Source organism: Oceanobacillus locisalsi (assembly GCF_042675985.1).
GTDB classification, from domain to species: domain Bacteria; phylum Bacillota; class Bacilli; order Bacillales; family Amphibacillaceae; genus Oceanobacillus; species Oceanobacillus locisalsi.
Window position 1 is genome coordinate 64,602 of record NZ_JBHTKK010000021.1, and the last position, 16,049, is coordinate 80,650.

At 40.1% G+C, this 16,049-nt stretch carries 14 protein-coding genes, 1 rRNA gene and 1 other annotated feature; all 15 genes read right to left on the reverse strand.

The genetic code is table 11. From position 1 onward, the window contains the following. Positions 1-204: 204 nt before the first annotated feature. The 15 genes from sigH to rrf all read right to left on the reverse strand — a co-directional run bounded on the left by sigH (position 205) and on the right by rrf (position 16,029). On the reverse strand, positions 205-858 hold the full coding sequence (sigH, locus tag ACFQ19_RS15350; protein ID WP_379593475.1) for an RNA polymerase sporulation sigma factor SigH: 654 nt from the start codon (positions 856-858) through the stop codon (positions 205-207). A gap of 336 nt (positions 859-1,194) precedes the next feature. Next, a complete protein-coding gene (locus ACFQ19_RS15355; RefSeq protein WP_379593477.1) occupies positions 1,195-1,701 on the reverse strand; it encodes an NYN domain-containing protein in 507 nt (168 codons plus the stop codon). After that, positions 1,702-2,430, reverse strand: coding sequence for a 23S rRNA (guanosine(2251)-2'-O)-methyltransferase RlmB (rlmB, locus tag ACFQ19_RS15360; RefSeq protein WP_379593496.1), 729 nt, complete (start codon positions 2,428-2,430; stop codon positions 1,702-1,704). It abuts the gene before it with no gap. Between the two features lie 25 nt (positions 2,431-2,455). Continuing rightward, positions 2,456-2,860 carry a Mini-ribonuclease 3 gene (locus ACFQ19_RS15365; protein WP_379593478.1) on the reverse strand — a complete coding sequence of 135 codons (405 nt, stop codon included), beginning with the start codon at positions 2,858-2,860 and terminating at the stop codon, positions 2,456-2,458. Beyond that, positions 2,860-4,266, reverse strand: a complete 1,407-nt coding sequence (cysS, locus tag ACFQ19_RS15370; protein ID WP_379593479.1) for a cysteine--tRNA ligase — start codon at positions 4,264-4,266, stop codon at positions 2,860-2,862. Before cysS ends, ACFQ19_RS15365 begins: the two co-directional genes overlap by 1 nt. Next, entirely contained in the window at positions 4,247-4,918 is a 672-nt protein-coding gene (cysE, locus tag ACFQ19_RS15375; protein ID WP_379593481.1) for a serine O-acetyltransferase, read from the reverse strand. Before cysE ends, cysS begins: the two co-directional genes overlap by 20 nt. Positions 4,919-5,047: 129 nt before the next feature. Further along, positions 5,048-5,267 (reverse strand) — a binding site (T-box leader). Positions 5,268-5,495: 228 nt separating this feature from the next. Next, positions 5,496-6,965, reverse strand: coding sequence for a glutamate--tRNA ligase (gene gltX, locus ACFQ19_RS15380; protein ID WP_379593483.1), 1,470 nt, complete (start codon positions 6,963-6,965; stop codon positions 5,496-5,498). A gap of 190 nt (positions 6,966-7,155) precedes the next feature. Next, on the reverse strand, positions 7,156-8,253 hold the full coding sequence (locus ACFQ19_RS15385) for a PIN/TRAM domain-containing protein (protein WP_379593484.1): 1,098 nt from the start codon (positions 8,251-8,253) through the stop codon (positions 7,156-7,158). 85 nt (positions 8,254-8,338) lie between these two features. Beyond that, positions 8,339-9,712, reverse strand: a complete 1,374-nt coding sequence (gene radA, locus ACFQ19_RS15390; RefSeq protein WP_379593485.1) for a DNA repair protein RadA — start codon at positions 9,710-9,712, stop codon at positions 8,339-8,341. 218 nt (positions 9,713-9,930) lie between these two features. Then, a complete protein-coding gene (gene clpC, locus ACFQ19_RS15395) occupies positions 9,931-12,363 on the reverse strand; it encodes an ATP-dependent protease ATP-binding subunit ClpC (protein ID WP_379593486.1) in 2,433 nt (810 codons plus the stop codon). 13 nt (positions 12,364-12,376) lie between these two features. Next, positions 12,377-13,441 (reverse strand): protein arginine kinase, encoded by a 1,065-nt coding sequence (locus ACFQ19_RS15400; RefSeq protein ID WP_379593488.1) that lies wholly within the window; start codon positions 13,439-13,441, stop codon positions 12,377-12,379. Beyond that, a complete protein-coding gene (locus ACFQ19_RS15405) occupies positions 13,438-13,998 on the reverse strand; it encodes a UvrB/UvrC motif-containing protein (protein WP_379593489.1) in 561 nt (186 codons plus the stop codon). Before ACFQ19_RS15405 ends, ACFQ19_RS15400 begins: the two co-directional genes overlap by 4 nt. Positions 13,999-14,020: 22 nt before the next feature. Then, positions 14,021-14,488, reverse strand: coding sequence for a CtsR family transcriptional regulator (locus tag ACFQ19_RS15410; RefSeq protein ID WP_379593491.1), 468 nt, complete (start codon positions 14,486-14,488; stop codon positions 14,021-14,023). 266 nt (positions 14,489-14,754) lie between these two features. Beyond that, positions 14,755-15,441, reverse strand: a complete 687-nt coding sequence (locus ACFQ19_RS15415) for an MgtC/SapB family protein (protein WP_379593492.1) — start codon at positions 15,439-15,441, stop codon at positions 14,755-14,757. A gap of 472 nt (positions 15,442-15,913) precedes the next feature. After that, positions 15,914-16,029 (reverse strand): 5S ribosomal RNA (rrf, locus tag ACFQ19_RS15420). Positions 16,030-16,049: the final 20 nt, after the last annotated feature.

The following is a 16,049-nucleotide window of genomic DNA, read 5'->3' on the forward strand; positions in this document are numbered from 1 at the left end:
ATATTCCACCCCAATACACAGGGATATAGACTATATTAACATAGCACTTTACTAATATAATGTCAATATTCCCTGTCGGTTTCACGAAATCAGCTGGCGGTTTATATGTTTCTCACATATATTCAAAAAACCAGCAAGAAGGGTCTATATGCATGCAGTTCAGAGAGAAATATGTCATTTTGAACATGTTTTTCTTTTTCTTTGTTACATTGTCACGCCATTTTCTTCAAGCAGTATTTCCAGTTTTCGTTTCACACGAACTAAAGCGTTATCAATTGATTTTATATGGCGATTTAACCGCTCTGCAATTTCCTGATAAGTGCAGCCATCTAAATACAGCTGCAGTACTTCCTTCTCTAAACCGCTCAACAATTCTGATAATTTAAATGTCATTGCGCCATACTCTTCTTGGTTTATCAGCATTTTCTCCGGATTGCTTCCTTCAGAACTTGAAATAATGTCAAGCAGCGTCCGGTCGGATTCTTCATCATAGATCGGCTTATCAAGAGAGATATAAGAATTTAAGGGGAGATGTTTCTGCCTCGTTGCAGTTTTTATTGCCGTGATAATTTGCCTTGTCACGCACAACTCGGCAAATGCTTTAAAAGGAGTTGTCTGTTTTAAGTCAAAATCACGAATCGCCTTATATAATCCAATCATTCCCTCTTGGACAATGTCTTCCTTATCTGCACCGATAATAAAATAAGCTCTTGCTTTTATCTGCACAAAATTTAAATACCGATTTATAAGGAGATCTAACGCATAGCTGTCGCCTTGATCGATTAATTCCAGCAAATTAATATCTTCTAGTTTGTCCAATTTCTTGCTGCGTGTATTGATTCGCCCGCCATTCACCAACAATCCCCCCTAAACGATATCTCCAAATATCTCCACGATAGGAACTATTATACTAGAGTAGCCAAAAACCCGTCAACGACCCCTTTATGACAGGATTTGTCGTAAATTGTCGTTTGCGCAAAAAAATAAGTCTTTTGACCTGCATTCCAGATATAGCAAAACAGAGCGGAGCAGCTTTCTGCCTGCACTCTTTGAGGTTCTCTTTTATTTATTAAAAAATGTTTAAAATATTTTTATCCCTGTCATGTAATAATCACTTATCATAATACACAGGAGGAACTTCTCAATAATGGCATGAGAAGTATTTCCTGCTGTTGTGAACGTTTCTTGTATGTTTTATTTCCCTCTGCGCATCTCTTCAAAACGTTTTAATAAATCTTGATTTATCGGAATCTTCACAGCCGGTTTTTCCTTTTGATATACATCCAGATTAATATGGATTTCCTGATTCATATCATCCATTTCAATTTGCAGTTCTCTCGCAGATTTCCGCAGCGCACCTTGTCCAAAAATCGTGCGTTGTTCGGCATAATCCGACGTTGCAACATAAACTTGTGTTTGAATGTTTTTCACGGTTTTGACTAATTTCTCTATACATTCATCTGCTGTTTCTTTTTCTTTTGTATAAATTACTTCCACTTTCGATTGTTCTTCTTTTGATTCAATTCCCCGGACATAATAAGCATCAAAGACAACAATAACACGGTCGCCGGTAAATGCCTGATACTCGGCAAGAAGTTCAATCAGCCGATCTCTTGCTTGTCCGATATCTTTTTCTTTCAACTGCTGCAATTCCGGCCAGGCGCCAATGATATTATAGCCATCCACGATAAGTACAACCATTTAGGATCTCTCCATCGGATGTCGCTTTCTGAGCACTTCATAAAGAAGCAAACTGCAAGCAACAGATGCATTTAAAGAGGATACTTGTCCAACCATCGGCAAACTTACCGTCCAATCACATTTTTTGCGCACAAGACGGCTCATTCCCTTGCCTTCATTTCCGATAACAATTCCAATTGGCAGCGTTCCATCCAGTTGCCGGTAATCTTCATCTGCTTCCGCTTCCGTTCCGACGATCCATACGTTTCTTTCCTTTAACGCATCCATCGTATTAGCAATATTCGTCACTCTGGCCACCGGAATATGTTCCAATGCCCCTGCCGCTGTTTTGGCTACAGTAGCTGTCAGGCCAACAGAACGGTGTTTGGGAATAATCACTCCATGTGCTCCTGTCGCATCTGCCGTACGCAAAATGGATCCCAAATTGTGTGGATCCTCTAATTCATCCAATATAATAAAAAAGGGATCTTCTTCTTTTTCCTTAGCTTTATCGAAAAGGTCATCTATCGAAGCATAAGGGTACGACGCAACGGAAGCAATCACTCCCTGGTGATTCCCTTCCTGCATTTTATCCAGCTTTGATCTCGGCGCTTTCTGAACCACTGCGCCTGCCTCCCGGGCAAGCTGCTGTATCTTATGTACAGCATTTCCCTGCAACTGTTCGGACACCCAGACTTTATTCACAGAGCGTCCGGATTTTAATGCTTCGATAACCGGGTTCTTTCCCATAATCCATTCCTGTTCCTGTGTCACTTCAAGCACTCCCTTCTTCTAAAAAATCGATTGCTTTTGTCATCAGTTCTTGCAGTCTTTGTTCATTTTGTAATAAATAATGATAACCAATCAATGATTCAAATGCGGTACTATATCGATAAGTTTGTACATCTATATTTTTAGGTGTACTGCCTGATTTGGCATTCCGCCCCCGAATCACCACACGGCTCTCTTCTTCTGTTAAAAAACCATCCAGATCCAGCCAATGCAGAACTACCTTTGCCTGTGATTTACCGGATACATAACGAATCGCTGCCTGATGCAACTGATTCGGTTTAATAGCTCCTCGCTCCAGCAACAGCTCACGCACATGTACTTCATAAATGGCATCACCGATATACGCTAGAGCGAGGCTTTTCATTTGCCTGACATCACTGGCTTTCATTATTTACCTCTTTTCCACCTTACACCCTGCGGCGTATCTTCTAAGATGATTTGTTCTTGTTTCAACTGGTCGCGTATCTCATCCGCACGGGCAAAATCACGATTCTTACGTGCTTCATTCCGTTCAGCAATCAGTGCTTCAATCGTTTCATCCAGCATTTCTTCCTGCTCCGCTTCGATATCAACACCTAACACCTGGAGCATAGAGAAAATTGTTTCACGAAAAACATCAATCACCTCTGTAGCAGTTTGGTCCTCCTGCACATAGACATTCGCTTCTTTGGATAAATCAAACAAAATGGAAATGGCATTTGCTGTATTGAAGTCATCATCCATTTCCGCTTCAAAGCGTTTTGTATGTTCCGCAATACGGTTCAACCATTCTTGATTATCTTCTCTTACGTCCATACTTGTTTGCCGGCGATGCCCTAAATTAAGATACGCTGTTTCAATCCGTTCTAAACTGGTTTTCGCGCTTTGTAATAACTCTTCCGTGAAATTAACTGGATTCCGATAATGGACAGAAAGCATAAAGAATCGCAGCACTTTCGGGTCATGCATGGCGATTAAATCCCGGGCAAGCACAAAATTCCCGAGTGATTTCGACATTTTTTCATTCTCAATATTAATATAGCCATTGTGCATCCAATAGTTTGCAAAAGTTGTATCGTTATGCGCTTCCGATTGGGCAATCTCATTCTCATGGTGCGGGAACGTTAAATCCTGTCCGCCGGCATGAATATCAATGGTGTCTCCTAAATGTTTCTTAGCCATCGCTGAGCATTCAATATGCCAGCCCGGGCGACCTTTACCCCAAGGAGCATCCCAGGCTATTTCACCTTCTTTTGCCTGCTTCCATAAAGCAAAATCCAAAGGGTCTTCCTTTTTCTCGCCGACTTGAATACGTTCCCCTGAACGTAATTCATCAATGGACTGATGGGAAAGCTTTCCATACCCATCAAAAGAACGCGGCTTGAAGTAGACATCTCCTTCTGCTTCATAAGCATAGCCTTTGTCTATCAATTCTTTGATAAAAACAATAATATCCTCCATGGAATCCATCACACGCGGATTTTGTGTTGCTTTTTTAACACCTAATGCCTGCACATCTTCTAAATAAGCATCAATAAATCGGTCAGCCAGCGCACCGACTTCTTCTTTCGCTTCTTTGGCTGCTTTGATAATTTTATCATCTACATCTGTAAAGTTAAGCACATAGTTGACATCATAGCCCCGATACTCAAAATATCTTCGGACAGTATCAAACACGATAGCCGGACGTGCATTTCCGATATGAATATAATTATACACGGTCGGGCCGCACACATACATGGACACTTTTCCAGGTTCAATCGGCTTAAATTCTTCCTTCTGCCTTGTTAACGTATTATATATTTGAATCGTCATGGTTGTTCATTCTTCCTTTCTTTAAAAACTCCACTTCTGCTTTCAACTCTTTTATCTGCTCTTGTAAGTCATTGCATGTTTCCGCCACCGGGTCCGGCATTTTATGATGATCTAAATCCTTCTTCAGCTTCTTCCCGTCTTGTACAACGACCTGACCAGGAACGCCAACCACAGTAGCATTAGCCGGAACATCCTTTAATACAACAGAACCTCCGCCGATTTTGGAATTTTCTCCAATTGTAATAGCTCCCAGTACTTTAGCGCCGGTTGCAACCATTGCGTTATTTTCAATCGTCGGATGTCGTTTTCCTTGTTCCTTTCCTGTGCCCCCAAGCGTTACTCCTTGAAAAATAGTGACATTATCACCTATTTCACATGTTTCTCCGATGACCACACCCATTCCGTGATCAATAAACATCCGTCGTCCTATTTTGGCTCCAGGATGGATTTCAATACCGGTGATGAAACGTGCAAATTGCGAAACAAAACGTGCGAAAAACTTCATATTTTTATTATATAACCAATGTGCGAGGCGATGTGCCCAAATTGCATGTACACCCGAATAAGTCAACATAACTTCAAAATATGTCCGGGCGGCAGGATCCTGTTCAAATACAACTTTCATATCCTCTTTTATTGTTCGAAAGACCATTTACATAAAGCCCCCTTTGGTTTAAATCATCCGGAAGCACTTTTTTATAATACAAAAGTATATTACTTGCTTCCCTCTCCTTTTATCTTATCCTCTCTAATAAAAAAAGCGCCTCTGTGTTATTGATAACACAGAGGCGCTTTTTAGCGCGGTTCCACTCTGTTCAGGGAAAAGTCTCTTCCCCCACTTTGCTCTTATTAACGGCAGAGAACCGCTACCATGTACTCTATATTCATTCCATGATAGACTCTGAGGCGCACTTCAAAAAGAACTCTTAAAGTCACTCGCAGCAATGTGACTCTCTCTGTATAAGATATTCTTTTTTACTTTACCTCGTCTACGCTTTATAGATATTTCATTTTTATAGTGCGTGTTCAAAAAGTTCCAAATTAGAAGCAAGAAGATCAAGGCGATATGATTTTTACGAACGGAGCGTATGCTTTATAATACGTGAGTATCGGAAAAATCATATCAACGTAGAGATTCGCCGCTTATCATTTGCGGGCTTTTTGAACATCCTCTTATAGGCATTTTCTTATAAGGATAATATATTATATAATGCCGGAAATGTGAACTCCTAAGCATCCATTTCTTTTAATAATTTATCCAGACGCTTTACAACAACATCTCTGCCAAGCAATTCTATCGCAAAAGGAAGCTCTGGACCATGCGTTTGTCCTGTTGTAGCAACACGAATCGGCATGAAGAGTTTTTTCCCCCGATGTCCTGTTTCTTTTTGGGTCGCTTTAAATTGCGCTTTAATGGAGTCCTTATCAAATGACTCTAAATGAATCAACTTATCCGTAAATACTTGCAATACTTCTGGAACCTGCTGTTCTTTTAAAACTTCCCATTCAGCTTCGCCATACGTAATATCTTCCTGGAAGAACAACTCCGTCAATGCAACAATTTCAGCTCCGTAGCGCAATTGCTCACGGTACAGGCTAATGACATTTTCAGCCCATTCACGCGTCGCATCATCCATATTTTCCGGAAGTTTTCCTGCTTTAATTAAGTGCGGCAATGCCAAATCAACAACGCGGCTTAAATCGGCTTTCTTAATATATTCATTGTTCATCCATTTCAATTTGTGCTGATCAAAAATCGCAGCAGAAGTCGATAAACGCTCCGGATCGAAAATGTTAATCAGCTCTTCTTGTGTGAACATCTCTTCCTCGCCGACCGGAGACCATCCAAGTAAGCTGATGAAATTAAACATGGCTTCTGGCAAGTAACCCAAGTTACGATACTGCTCGATAAATTGGAGAATATGCTCATCACGTTTACTTAGTTTTTTACGTTCTTCATTCAGAATTAATGTCATATGTCCATAACGCGGTGCTGTCCATCCAAATGCATCAAACACCATCATTTGCTTCGGTGTATTGGAAATATGCTCTTCTCCCCGCAATACATCCGTGATTTCCATGAAATGGTCATCAATCGCTACAGCAAAATTGTAGGTAGGGATACCATTTTTCTTCACAATCACCCAGTCTCCAAAATCACTAGATTCAAATGTGATTTCTCCGCGGACAATATCCTGGAACGTATACGTTTCATTTTGCGGTACACGGATACGGATACTCGGCGTTCTGCCTTCTGCTTCAAAGTTCCGAATTTCTTCTTCGGTCAGATTGCTGTGCTTTCCGGCATATTTCGGTACTTGTCCATTAGCTCGCTGTTCTTTCCGCTCGGCTTCTAATTCATCTTCTGTCATATAGCATTTATAAGCCAAATCACGCTCTAGCAGTTCATTTACAAATTTTTGATATATATCCAAGCGCTCTGTTTGACGGTAAGGACCGTAATCTCCGCCGATATCTGCACCTTCATCCCATTCTAATCCGAGCCATTTTAAATATTTTAACTGACTCTCTTCACCGCCCTCTACATTTCTTTTAGCATCTGTATCCTCTGTGCGGATAATAAACTTTCCATCAAAATGCCTTGCATATAAATAATTAAATAAAGCCGTACGGGCATTACCAATATGCAAATGCCCTGTCGGACTGGGCGCATAACGTACGCGGACTTCCTTACTCATTAAAAATGCCTCCTTCATTGTGTATATAATAGCTGCCTGCTTTTTCTGCGTCCAAAAATCTGCTGTGACGTTTTTGGAACAGCTGTCAAAAAAGGTATTTTCTACCTTCCCCTTTTAAACAAGCTCTATACGAAAAGTGATAACATATACATGTTATCACTTTTTTTACCCTCTATCAGTTATACCCTTTTTACAGCGCTTTTTCAAGTAATTTTGGTTTTGCAAAGATCATTCGGCCGGCAGAGGTTTGCAAGACGCTCGTAATCACAACCTCAATATTTTTACCGATATAATCCCTGCCTTCTTCTACAACAATCATTGTTCCGTCATCTAAATAAGCGACACCCTGATTATGTTCTTTCCCGTCTTTGATAACTTGAACATGCAGCTCTTCACCAGGGAGAACAACCGGCTTCACGGCGTTGGCAAGATCATTAATATTTAAGACTGACACTCCCTGGAAGTCACATACTTTATTTAAATTAAAATCATTGGTAACAACAATGCCGTCAATGACTTTAGCTAATTTAATCAGTTTGCTGTCTACTTCTGCAATGTCTTCAAAGTCTCCTTCATAAATTTCCACTGGTACAGCCAGCTCTTTTTGAATCCGGTTCAGGATATCCAGCCCGCGTCTGCCTCGGTTCCGCTTCAATGCATCCGACGAATCAGCAATATGCTGTAATTCACCCAGAACAAACTGAGGAATAACGATGGTTCCTTCTAAAAAGTTCGTCTGGCAAATATCTGCAATACGTCCATCAATAATGACACTTGTATCTAAAATTTTCGATTTTGGCGACATAGAAGCTTTATCTGTATCTTCTTCCTCGTTGCCGCGACGTTTTTCTTTTTTCGTCGGCTTGAGTATATTCATAAATTCCTCACGCCGGCGAAAACCAACCTGGAATCCCAAATACCCGAGAATAATCATAATAAAAAGTGGTAAAACCTGTGAAAAAACGCGGATGCTCATATCTTGAAAAGGCATATTAACAAAGTAAGCTATAACCAGACCGACAATTAAACCAATACTGCCAAACAACAAATCCATAGCTGGTATTTTTACCAGTCCATCTTCCACCCAACGAAAGAAATTTACAATATAGTTTACTAGTAAATAAGACAAGATAAAAAATATAATAGCTCCAACAACCATTCCTAATATAGATGAAGTTAACCAGCTTGATTCAGTAACATTTAATAACTGGAAGATTACTGGAAGATAGAGATACCCCATGGTACCGCCTAATATAACAAAAAATAAGTGTACTACTTTTCTCATCATTTCCTTTCACCTCCTGACTATTATAGTAGTATTACCCAAAAACATATAATATATGCTCGGCTGATTGGAATTCGCATTAAAAAATCTACTGCCGCAAACCTATTTCTAAAGCTTCCTGTACATTAGACACGCCAATGACTTCAATTCCTTCTGGGTAATTCCAGCCGTCCAGATTATTTTTCGGGCAAATGACCCGTTTAAATCCAAGTTTCACAGACTCCTGCACCCGTTGTTCAATGCGAGATACTCTGCGAATTTCGCCTGTTAAACCAACTTCGCCGATAAAAATATCATCCGGCTTCGTTGAATGGTCCCGGAAGCTTGAAGCAATACTGACCGCCAGCGCTAAATCAATCGCCGGCTCGTCCAGCTTCACACCGCCGGCTACCTTAATATAAGCATCCTGATTTTGCAGCATCATTCCGACGCGTTTTTCCAATACAGCCATCAAAAGAGGGACACGATTATGATCCACTCCTGTAGCTGTTCTGCGCGGATTTCCAAAACTTGTCGGTGAAATTAAGGCCTGAATCTCTACTAAAACAGGGCGAGTCCCTTCCATCGAAGCGACAACGGTTGAACCGGCAGCTCCTTGCGATCTTTCTTCCAGGAAAATTTCTGAAGGATTCATCACTTCCCGTAATCCTTCTTCCTTCATCTCAAAAATGCCCATTTCATTCGTACTGCCAAAACGGTTCTTTACACCTCTTAAAATGCGGTAGGTATGATGTCTTTCTCCTTCAAAGTACAATACTGCGTCCACCATATGTTCCAACAAACGCGGACCTGCAATCGAGCCTTCTTTGGTTACGTGCCCGACAATAAAGATAGGAATTCCTTTGGTCTTCGCTATTCTCATCAGTTCCATTGTACATTCCCGGACTTGGGAAACACTGCCGGGAGCACTGGTTACCTCTTCTTTAAAAATCGTTTGAATAGAATCGACAACAACAAAGGAAGGATTAATTTCTTCTATCTGCTTGCTGATATCCAATAATTTTGTTTCTGATAAGACATATAATGCATCTGTTTTTATATCTAACCGGTCAGCACGTAATTTCGTCTGTCTTGTAGATTCTTCACCAGACACATACAGAACCGGTAATTCCTTCTCCGCCAGCTGCGCAGATATTTGAAGTAAGAGGGTTGACTTTCCAATACCCGGATCTCCGCCAATTAAAACCAGAGACCCCAATACAACCCCTCCGCCTAATACACGGTTAAATTCCCGCATTCTTGTTGTCATACGAGGTTCCTCTTTCGTTTCTATCGCGGTAATCTGTTCCGGTTTTTGCGAGGAGGCTGTATCAGATGTATACCCTGCTCTGCCTTTTACAGCAGAAGCTTCGACTTCTTCAACCAATGTATTCCACTGCTGGCAAGCTGGACATTTTCCCATAAACTTTACCGATTCATATCCACATTCTTGACAGACAAATTTTGTTTTCCTTTTTGCCAACTTTACAGGACCCCCTTCAAGCAATGGTCAATCTGACAGATTTCACTGCATACTGAACCAGCTTTATTTACTATTATAGACTATTTTTCGATTTCGTAGGTTACAGAAAAACATCAAATTAAAAACACTCTTCCATACTTATGCCACAAGTCTCATTCCGAAAAAGAAGAAAGCTAGAAGAACCGTATTCTTCTAGCTTTCTAATCTTACATCTTGTTTTAAGGAAGAACAACAAATTCTCCTTTGCTGTTTAATCCTATTTTCACTTTCTGTTCTTTTTCGATGTTTCCTTTTAGAAGCTCTTCTGACAATAAATTCTCGATGTTATTTTGAATCGAACGACGGAGCGGACGGGCACCGTATTCTGGATCAAAGCCTTCATTAGCAATTTTTTCAATTGCTTTATCTGTAAGAGAAAGTGTTAATTCTTGCTGTTCCAAGCGTTGTTGCAGCTGTTTCACCATTAAGGATGCGATATCTTTCATGTGTTTTTTCTCCAAGGAATGGAACACAATGGTTTCATCAATACGGTTTAGAAATTCTGGGCGGAATGCCTTTTTCAATTCTTCCAGCACCTTGGATTTCATATCTTCATGTTCTCTCTTCTCATCATTATCTAACGTGAAACCGACATACTTATTACGTCTCAGTTCATCTGCTCCAACATTGGAAGTCATGATAATCACGGTATTACGGAAATCAACAACTCTTCCTTTGGAATCCGTCAGGCGGCCGTCTTCAAGAACCTGCAGAAGAATGTTAAAGACTTCCGGATGTGCTTTTTCTACTTCATCCAGCAGGACAACAGAATATGGTTTACGACGTACTTTTTCAGTTAACTGTCCGCCTTCTTCATAACCTACATAGCCCGGAGGTGATCCGACTAGACGAGACGTCGCATGCCTTTCCATATACTCGGACATATCAATCCGAATCATTGCTTCTTCATCGGCAAACATCACTTCTGCCAGCGCACGGGCCAATTCTGTTTTACCAATTCCGGTAGGTCCAAGGAAGATGAAAGAACCGATTGGGCGTTTTGGATCTTTTAAGCCGGCACGGGCACGGCGAATTGCCTTCGCAACTGCGTCTACTGCTTCGGATTGCCCAATGACACGATTATGGAGAATTTCTTCCATGTTCAACAGACGATCACTCTCATCTTTTGTCATCTTAGCAACAGGAACTCCTGTCCAAATTGACACCACTGCTGCAATATCTTCCATTTTCACTTCCGAATCTGTCTGTCCTTGCTTCTCTTTCCATTCATTCTTCGTTTTTTCAAGTTTTTCACGATAACGTTGCTCAGAATCTCTTAAAGAAGCAGCCTTTTCAAATTCCTGGCTTTGCACGGAAGCATCTTTTTCTTTTCTCACTTCTTCCAGCTTTTGTTCCAGCTCTTTTAGATTTGGCGGCACAGTGTATGAATTCAGACGTACTTTTGAACCGGCCTCATCGATTAAGTCAATGGCTTTATCCGGTAAAAAGCGGTCTGTAATATAACGGTCTGATAACGTTGCCGCTGCTTCAATTGCTTCATCCGTAATAGTTACACGGTGATGTGCTTCGTAGCGATCCCGTAAACCTTGCAAAATTTGAATGGTTTCATCCAGAGTCGGTTCATCCACCTGAATTGGTTGGAAACGACGTTCTAGGGCAGCATCTTTTTCGATATATTTACGGTATTCATCCAGTGTTGTTGCACCGATACATTGTAAATCACCACGAGCAAGAGACGGTTTCAGGATATTCGATGCATCAATTGCACCTTCTGCTCCGCCGGCACCTATAAGCGTATGGAGTTCATCGATAAACAAAATAACATTGCCAGATTGACGAATCTCTTCCATGACTTTTTTTAGGCGATCTTCAAACTCTCCGCGATATTTTGTTCCTGCAACGACTGTTCCCATATCTAATGTCATTACGCGTTTATCGCGAAGTGTTTCCGGTACCTCATTATCAATAATTTGCTGTGCCAGCCCTTCCGCAACAGCTGTCTTACCGACACCAGGTTCACCGATTAATACAGGATTATTTTTGGTCCGGCGGCTCAATACTTGAATCACACGTTCAATTTCCTGCGAACGTCCAATAACCGGATCAATTTTCCCTTCTTTCGCACTGACTGTTAAATCTCGAGCTAAGGAATCCAGTGTAGGCGTGCTAGCGTTTGTTTGCTGTCCTGTACGCCCTTGTCTCCCTGCCTGGGACTCATTACTCCCTAACAACTGAAGAACTTGCTGTCTGGCTTTATTTAAGCTCACACCGAGGTTGTTTAAAACACGGGCAGCAACTCCTTCCCCTTCACGGATTAAACCTAAAAGGATATGCTCTGTACCCACGTAGGAGTGACCCAATTTTCGTGCTTCATCTTGGGATAATTCAACCACTTTTTTCGCTCTTGGAGTATAGTGAATGGATTGGGAAGGCTGTTTACCGACACCGATCAATTTTTCCACTTCCTCTTGAATTTTAGTTACTTCCAAGCTAAGAGACTGTAACGCTTTTGCGGCAATACCTTCCCCTTCCCGTACTAAACCAAGAAGAATATGTTCTGTCCCGATATTATTATGGCCTAATCGTACAGCCTCATCTTGAGATAGTGCTAGTACCTTTTGTGCTCTCTCTGTAAAGCGACCAAACATCATATGTTTTTTCCTCCTACTTGTTTAAATTTAATCTTTCGCGAATAATAGATGCTCTGCGAATATCACGTTCATCAGAGCGGAGTTCTTTATTAGCATAATGTTGTAAGAATCCAGGCTGGGTTAAAACCATCAATTCATTCAGTATATTCTCAGAAATATTTTCTATTATGCCTAAATCGATTCCCAGACGCAAATTAGAAATACAGATAGCAGCTTCCTTGGAATCAATAATTCTACTATTTTTTAGTGTCCCATACGACCGGAATACACGATCCTCCAAGCGGATCTCTGATTGTTCATATATATACTGACGAGCCATGCGTTCATGTTCCACAAGCTGATTCACGATACTTTCCAAGTCTTCCACAATATCTTCTTCCGACTTGCCCAGTGTAATCTGGTTCGATATTTGAAATATATTACCTCTTGCCTCACTGCCTTCTCCGTATATCCCTCTGACAACCAAACCTAATTGGTTAATCGCAGGGATAAGACGGTTCATTTGTTTTGTAAGTACAAGAGCAGGTAAATGCATCATAATGGAAGCTCTCATACCGGTTCCAATATTGGTAGGACAGCTGGTGAGATATCCTTTTGTTTCATCAAATGCATAGTCAGCTTCTTCCTCCATCCAATCATCCAGATAATAAGCTTTCTCCAGAGCGTTTCTTAATTGAAGTCCCGGATAATAGACCTGCATGCGCAAATGATCTTCTTCGTTCACCATAATAGAAGTCTGTTCATTTTCCGATAATAACACAGCTGCATAATCACTATGTTTAATTAAATGTGGACTTACTAAGTGTTTTTCCACCAAAACATGTTTTTCAATCATATTTAACTGCTTCATTGGTATGAAAGAAAGAGAATCCTGTTTTGACTCGTCTTGTTCCACATAATTTTCCTTTATAAATTGCAACACATCTTCCAGTGCTTCTGTACTGCCGGATGTCGGATACAATTTATTTGCAAAATTGCGGGCAAGACGGACACGGCTGCTCATGACAATATCTTTATCCGGACCGTCCTCCAGCATCCACGGGCTGACCGCTTCATTGATAAATGATTCTAATGTCACGTGTTATCACCCGCTTCCTTATTTTGTTGGTTCGCTTTTTCCAATTCCCTGATTTTGTCACGCAAAACTGCTGCCTTTTCAAACTCTTCCTCTTCAATCAGTTGTTTTAATTCCGTTTTATGAGAGGATATTAATTGTTTTTGCTTGATATACTTTCCTGCCCGTTTTGGAATCCTTCCAGTATGCTTGGTATTTCCAGCGTGTACGCGTCGTAAAATTGGTTCTACTTTAGAACCAAAAGAAGCATAACAATCTGCACAACCAAATTTCCCGGCCTCTTTAAATTCACTGAACGTTCTGCCACAAGATGGGCATTTTAAATCCGGAGGCTGTTTAGGCTGGTTCGTATTGGCTGTGCCTGCAGCATTTAAATGTAATCCATCTTTTTGAAACAGTCCTGCTAACAGATCATTTAAAGAGTAGCCTTCTTCCGGATAGGTCAGATATCCTTTTTTCTTTGCACATATTTCACAAAGGCTTACTTTTGTCTCTTGACCATTTACAATATGCTTAAAATGCAATGTTGCCTTTCTTTCATGGCATTCCTGGCATTCCATGCAATCCCCCCTTTTTAAGTCATTAATCGTTCAAATACTTGAGTGTCGTTAATGCAGATTTAAGAATACGTGCCCGTATCTCATCTCTAAGCGGTAACTGAAAAGCCAACGTTGTTCGGTCAATACTTGCTAATATTAACTTTGCTTCACGTTCTGTCAGCAATTCCTCCTCTAACAGGCGGTCTAAAATATCTACTGCAGCACGTTGAGGAATCGAATCGCCAATTAAATAAATAATTTCATCGATTAATTCCGATTTATCCTGATGACGAACACGCATAATACGAATATATCCTCCACCGCCGCGCTTGCTTTCGACGATATATCCCTTCTCCATTGTAAATCGCGTATTAATAACATAATTTATTTGTGAGGGAACACATTGAAACTGATCTGCAATTTCACTTCTTTTAATCTCAATCGCTTGTTGTTCCTCTGCCTGTAATACTTTTTTCAAATATTGTTCAATGATATCTGAAATATTACTCATCCTTCGCACCTCAAATCAAATAATTTATTTAATAAATTATTTCTTTTGACTTTGACTAACTTTGACTATGGTTTTATTATAATATAAATTTCTTCAGTTGCAAATGGATGATACTTCTATTTTTGACAAACAAGCTAAAATCAAAACTAAATAATAGAAAATCTATGAAAATATTTAAGCAGATGTTCTTTAAGTACACATAACAGCCCGAACCGCTATGATTTTTCCATATAAATGTTTATTATTGTTAGAATACCTTTTAAAAGTTAATTTCGCTTTGTTATATTTATCACACCTTGCAGCTTCGATATATCATCAAATAAATAAATTAAATTATTATCCTTTTTCATATTTGTCCATATATGGATTCTGCGCTGTTTTCCTTCTACCTGTTTTATTTCTACTTGTTTAATGCTGAAATTCTTTTCTTCAATTGATTTTACTGCTTCATGTATTTCAAACTCCTCTGAGGCAATAATTTCGATAAAATTACTGGACCTAAACCGCGGGAAGAAATACTCCATTTGATTTAAAAAAATTAAACTGACTAAAATAATAAGTGTCGTTACAATAGCAGCACTATACATCCCAGCTCCAACCACTAATCCGATGCCTGCTACAGCCCATATAGAAGCAGCGGTTGTTAATCCTTTGATAGCTCCTCCATAAACAATGATTGTACCAGCTCCCAGAAAACCGATACCACTGATTACATAGGATGGGATACGGGCAGGATCAAATTGAACGTTATCATATTGATGTATAAAATGAATAAAACCAAAGAACGATAAAATCATCATCAAACAGGACCCTACCCCTACTAGTATATGCGTACGAAACCCGGCTGAATGATTATTAATTTCCCGTTCAAAACCAATTAAACCGGATAAAATTAAAGCAATAAATAATCGTCCTAAGATAACTAAAAAATCGTCTCCGATGAATTGTTGCAATCTGACTTCCTCCTTTCCCCGCTATTTATCATCGTGTAACCGACTGTAAAGCTCTCCTTCGAGAATAGAGGGACATGGAACATTCTAAGCAGAAGTCCGGTTCAGTTTCAGTCAGTAACGAATTGGTTTGCTGCTCGGGCCATAATAAGCCAAATAAGCGCACCTCAGCGTTTCAACCATCAAAACTCCTATTGAATGAAGTACCCCCTTTATTATCAGTTTATTCATATATTTAAATTATCATCTCTTTTTTATGAATAAGCAACTATTTGCATATAAATTAGAAAAGGTACAATATATTTCTGATAAAATAACATAATCTTTCGTTTTTATACGACTTACGTGCTATTGAAATGGTTATTTTGATGCCATTGTATAAAAAAAGACGTCAGCGAATATGCTCACTAACGTCGAAAATTATATTATCAAAAAGCAAAAAGAGCAAAGCATTATGCTTCACTCTTTTTTGTATGCCTGGCAACGTCCTACTCTCGCAGGGGGAAGCCCCCGACTACCATCGGCGCTGAAGAACTTAACTTCTGTGTTCGGCATGGGAACAGGTGTGACCTCTTCGCCGTCGTTACCAGACAATCCATTATGTAACTTGA

Bases quoted from the DNA above. Each gene is read 5' to 3' on its own strand.
- ACFQ19_RS15355 (WP_379593477.1), bottom strand. From the start codon at position 1,701: ATGGTTGTACTTATCGTGGATGGCTATAATATCATTGGCGCCTGGCCG.
- rlmB (WP_379593496.1), bottom strand. From the start codon at position 2,430: ATGGGAAAGAACCCGGTTATCGAAGCATTAAAATCCGGACGCTCTGTG.
- ACFQ19_RS15365 (WP_379593478.1), bottom strand. From the start codon at position 2,860: ATGAAAGCCAGTGATGTCAGGCAAATGAAAAGCCTCGCTCTAGCGTAT.
- cysS (WP_379593479.1), bottom strand. From the start codon at position 4,266: ATGACGATTCAAATATATAATACGTTAACAAGGCAGAAGGAAGAATTT.
- cysE (WP_379593481.1), bottom strand. From the start codon at position 4,918: ATGGTCTTTCGAACAATAAAAGAGGATATGAAAGTTGTATTTGAACAG.
- gltX (WP_379593483.1), bottom strand. From the start codon at position 6,965: ATGAGTAAGGAAGTCCGCGTACGTTATGCGCCCAGTCCGACAGGGCAT.
- ACFQ19_RS15385 (WP_379593484.1), bottom strand. From the start codon at position 8,253: ATGATGAGAAAAGTAGTACACTTATTTTTTGTTATATTAGGCGGTACC.
- clpC (WP_379593486.1), bottom strand. From the start codon at position 12,363: ATGATGTTTGGTCGCTTTACAGAGAGAGCACAAAAGGTACTAGCACTA.
- ACFQ19_RS15405 (WP_379593489.1), bottom strand. From the start codon at position 13,998: ATGGAATGCCAGGAATGCCATGAAAGAAAGGCAACATTGCATTTTAAG.
- ACFQ19_RS15410 (WP_379593491.1), bottom strand. From the start codon at position 14,488: ATGAGTAATATTTCAGATATCATTGAACAATATTTGAAAAAAGTATTA.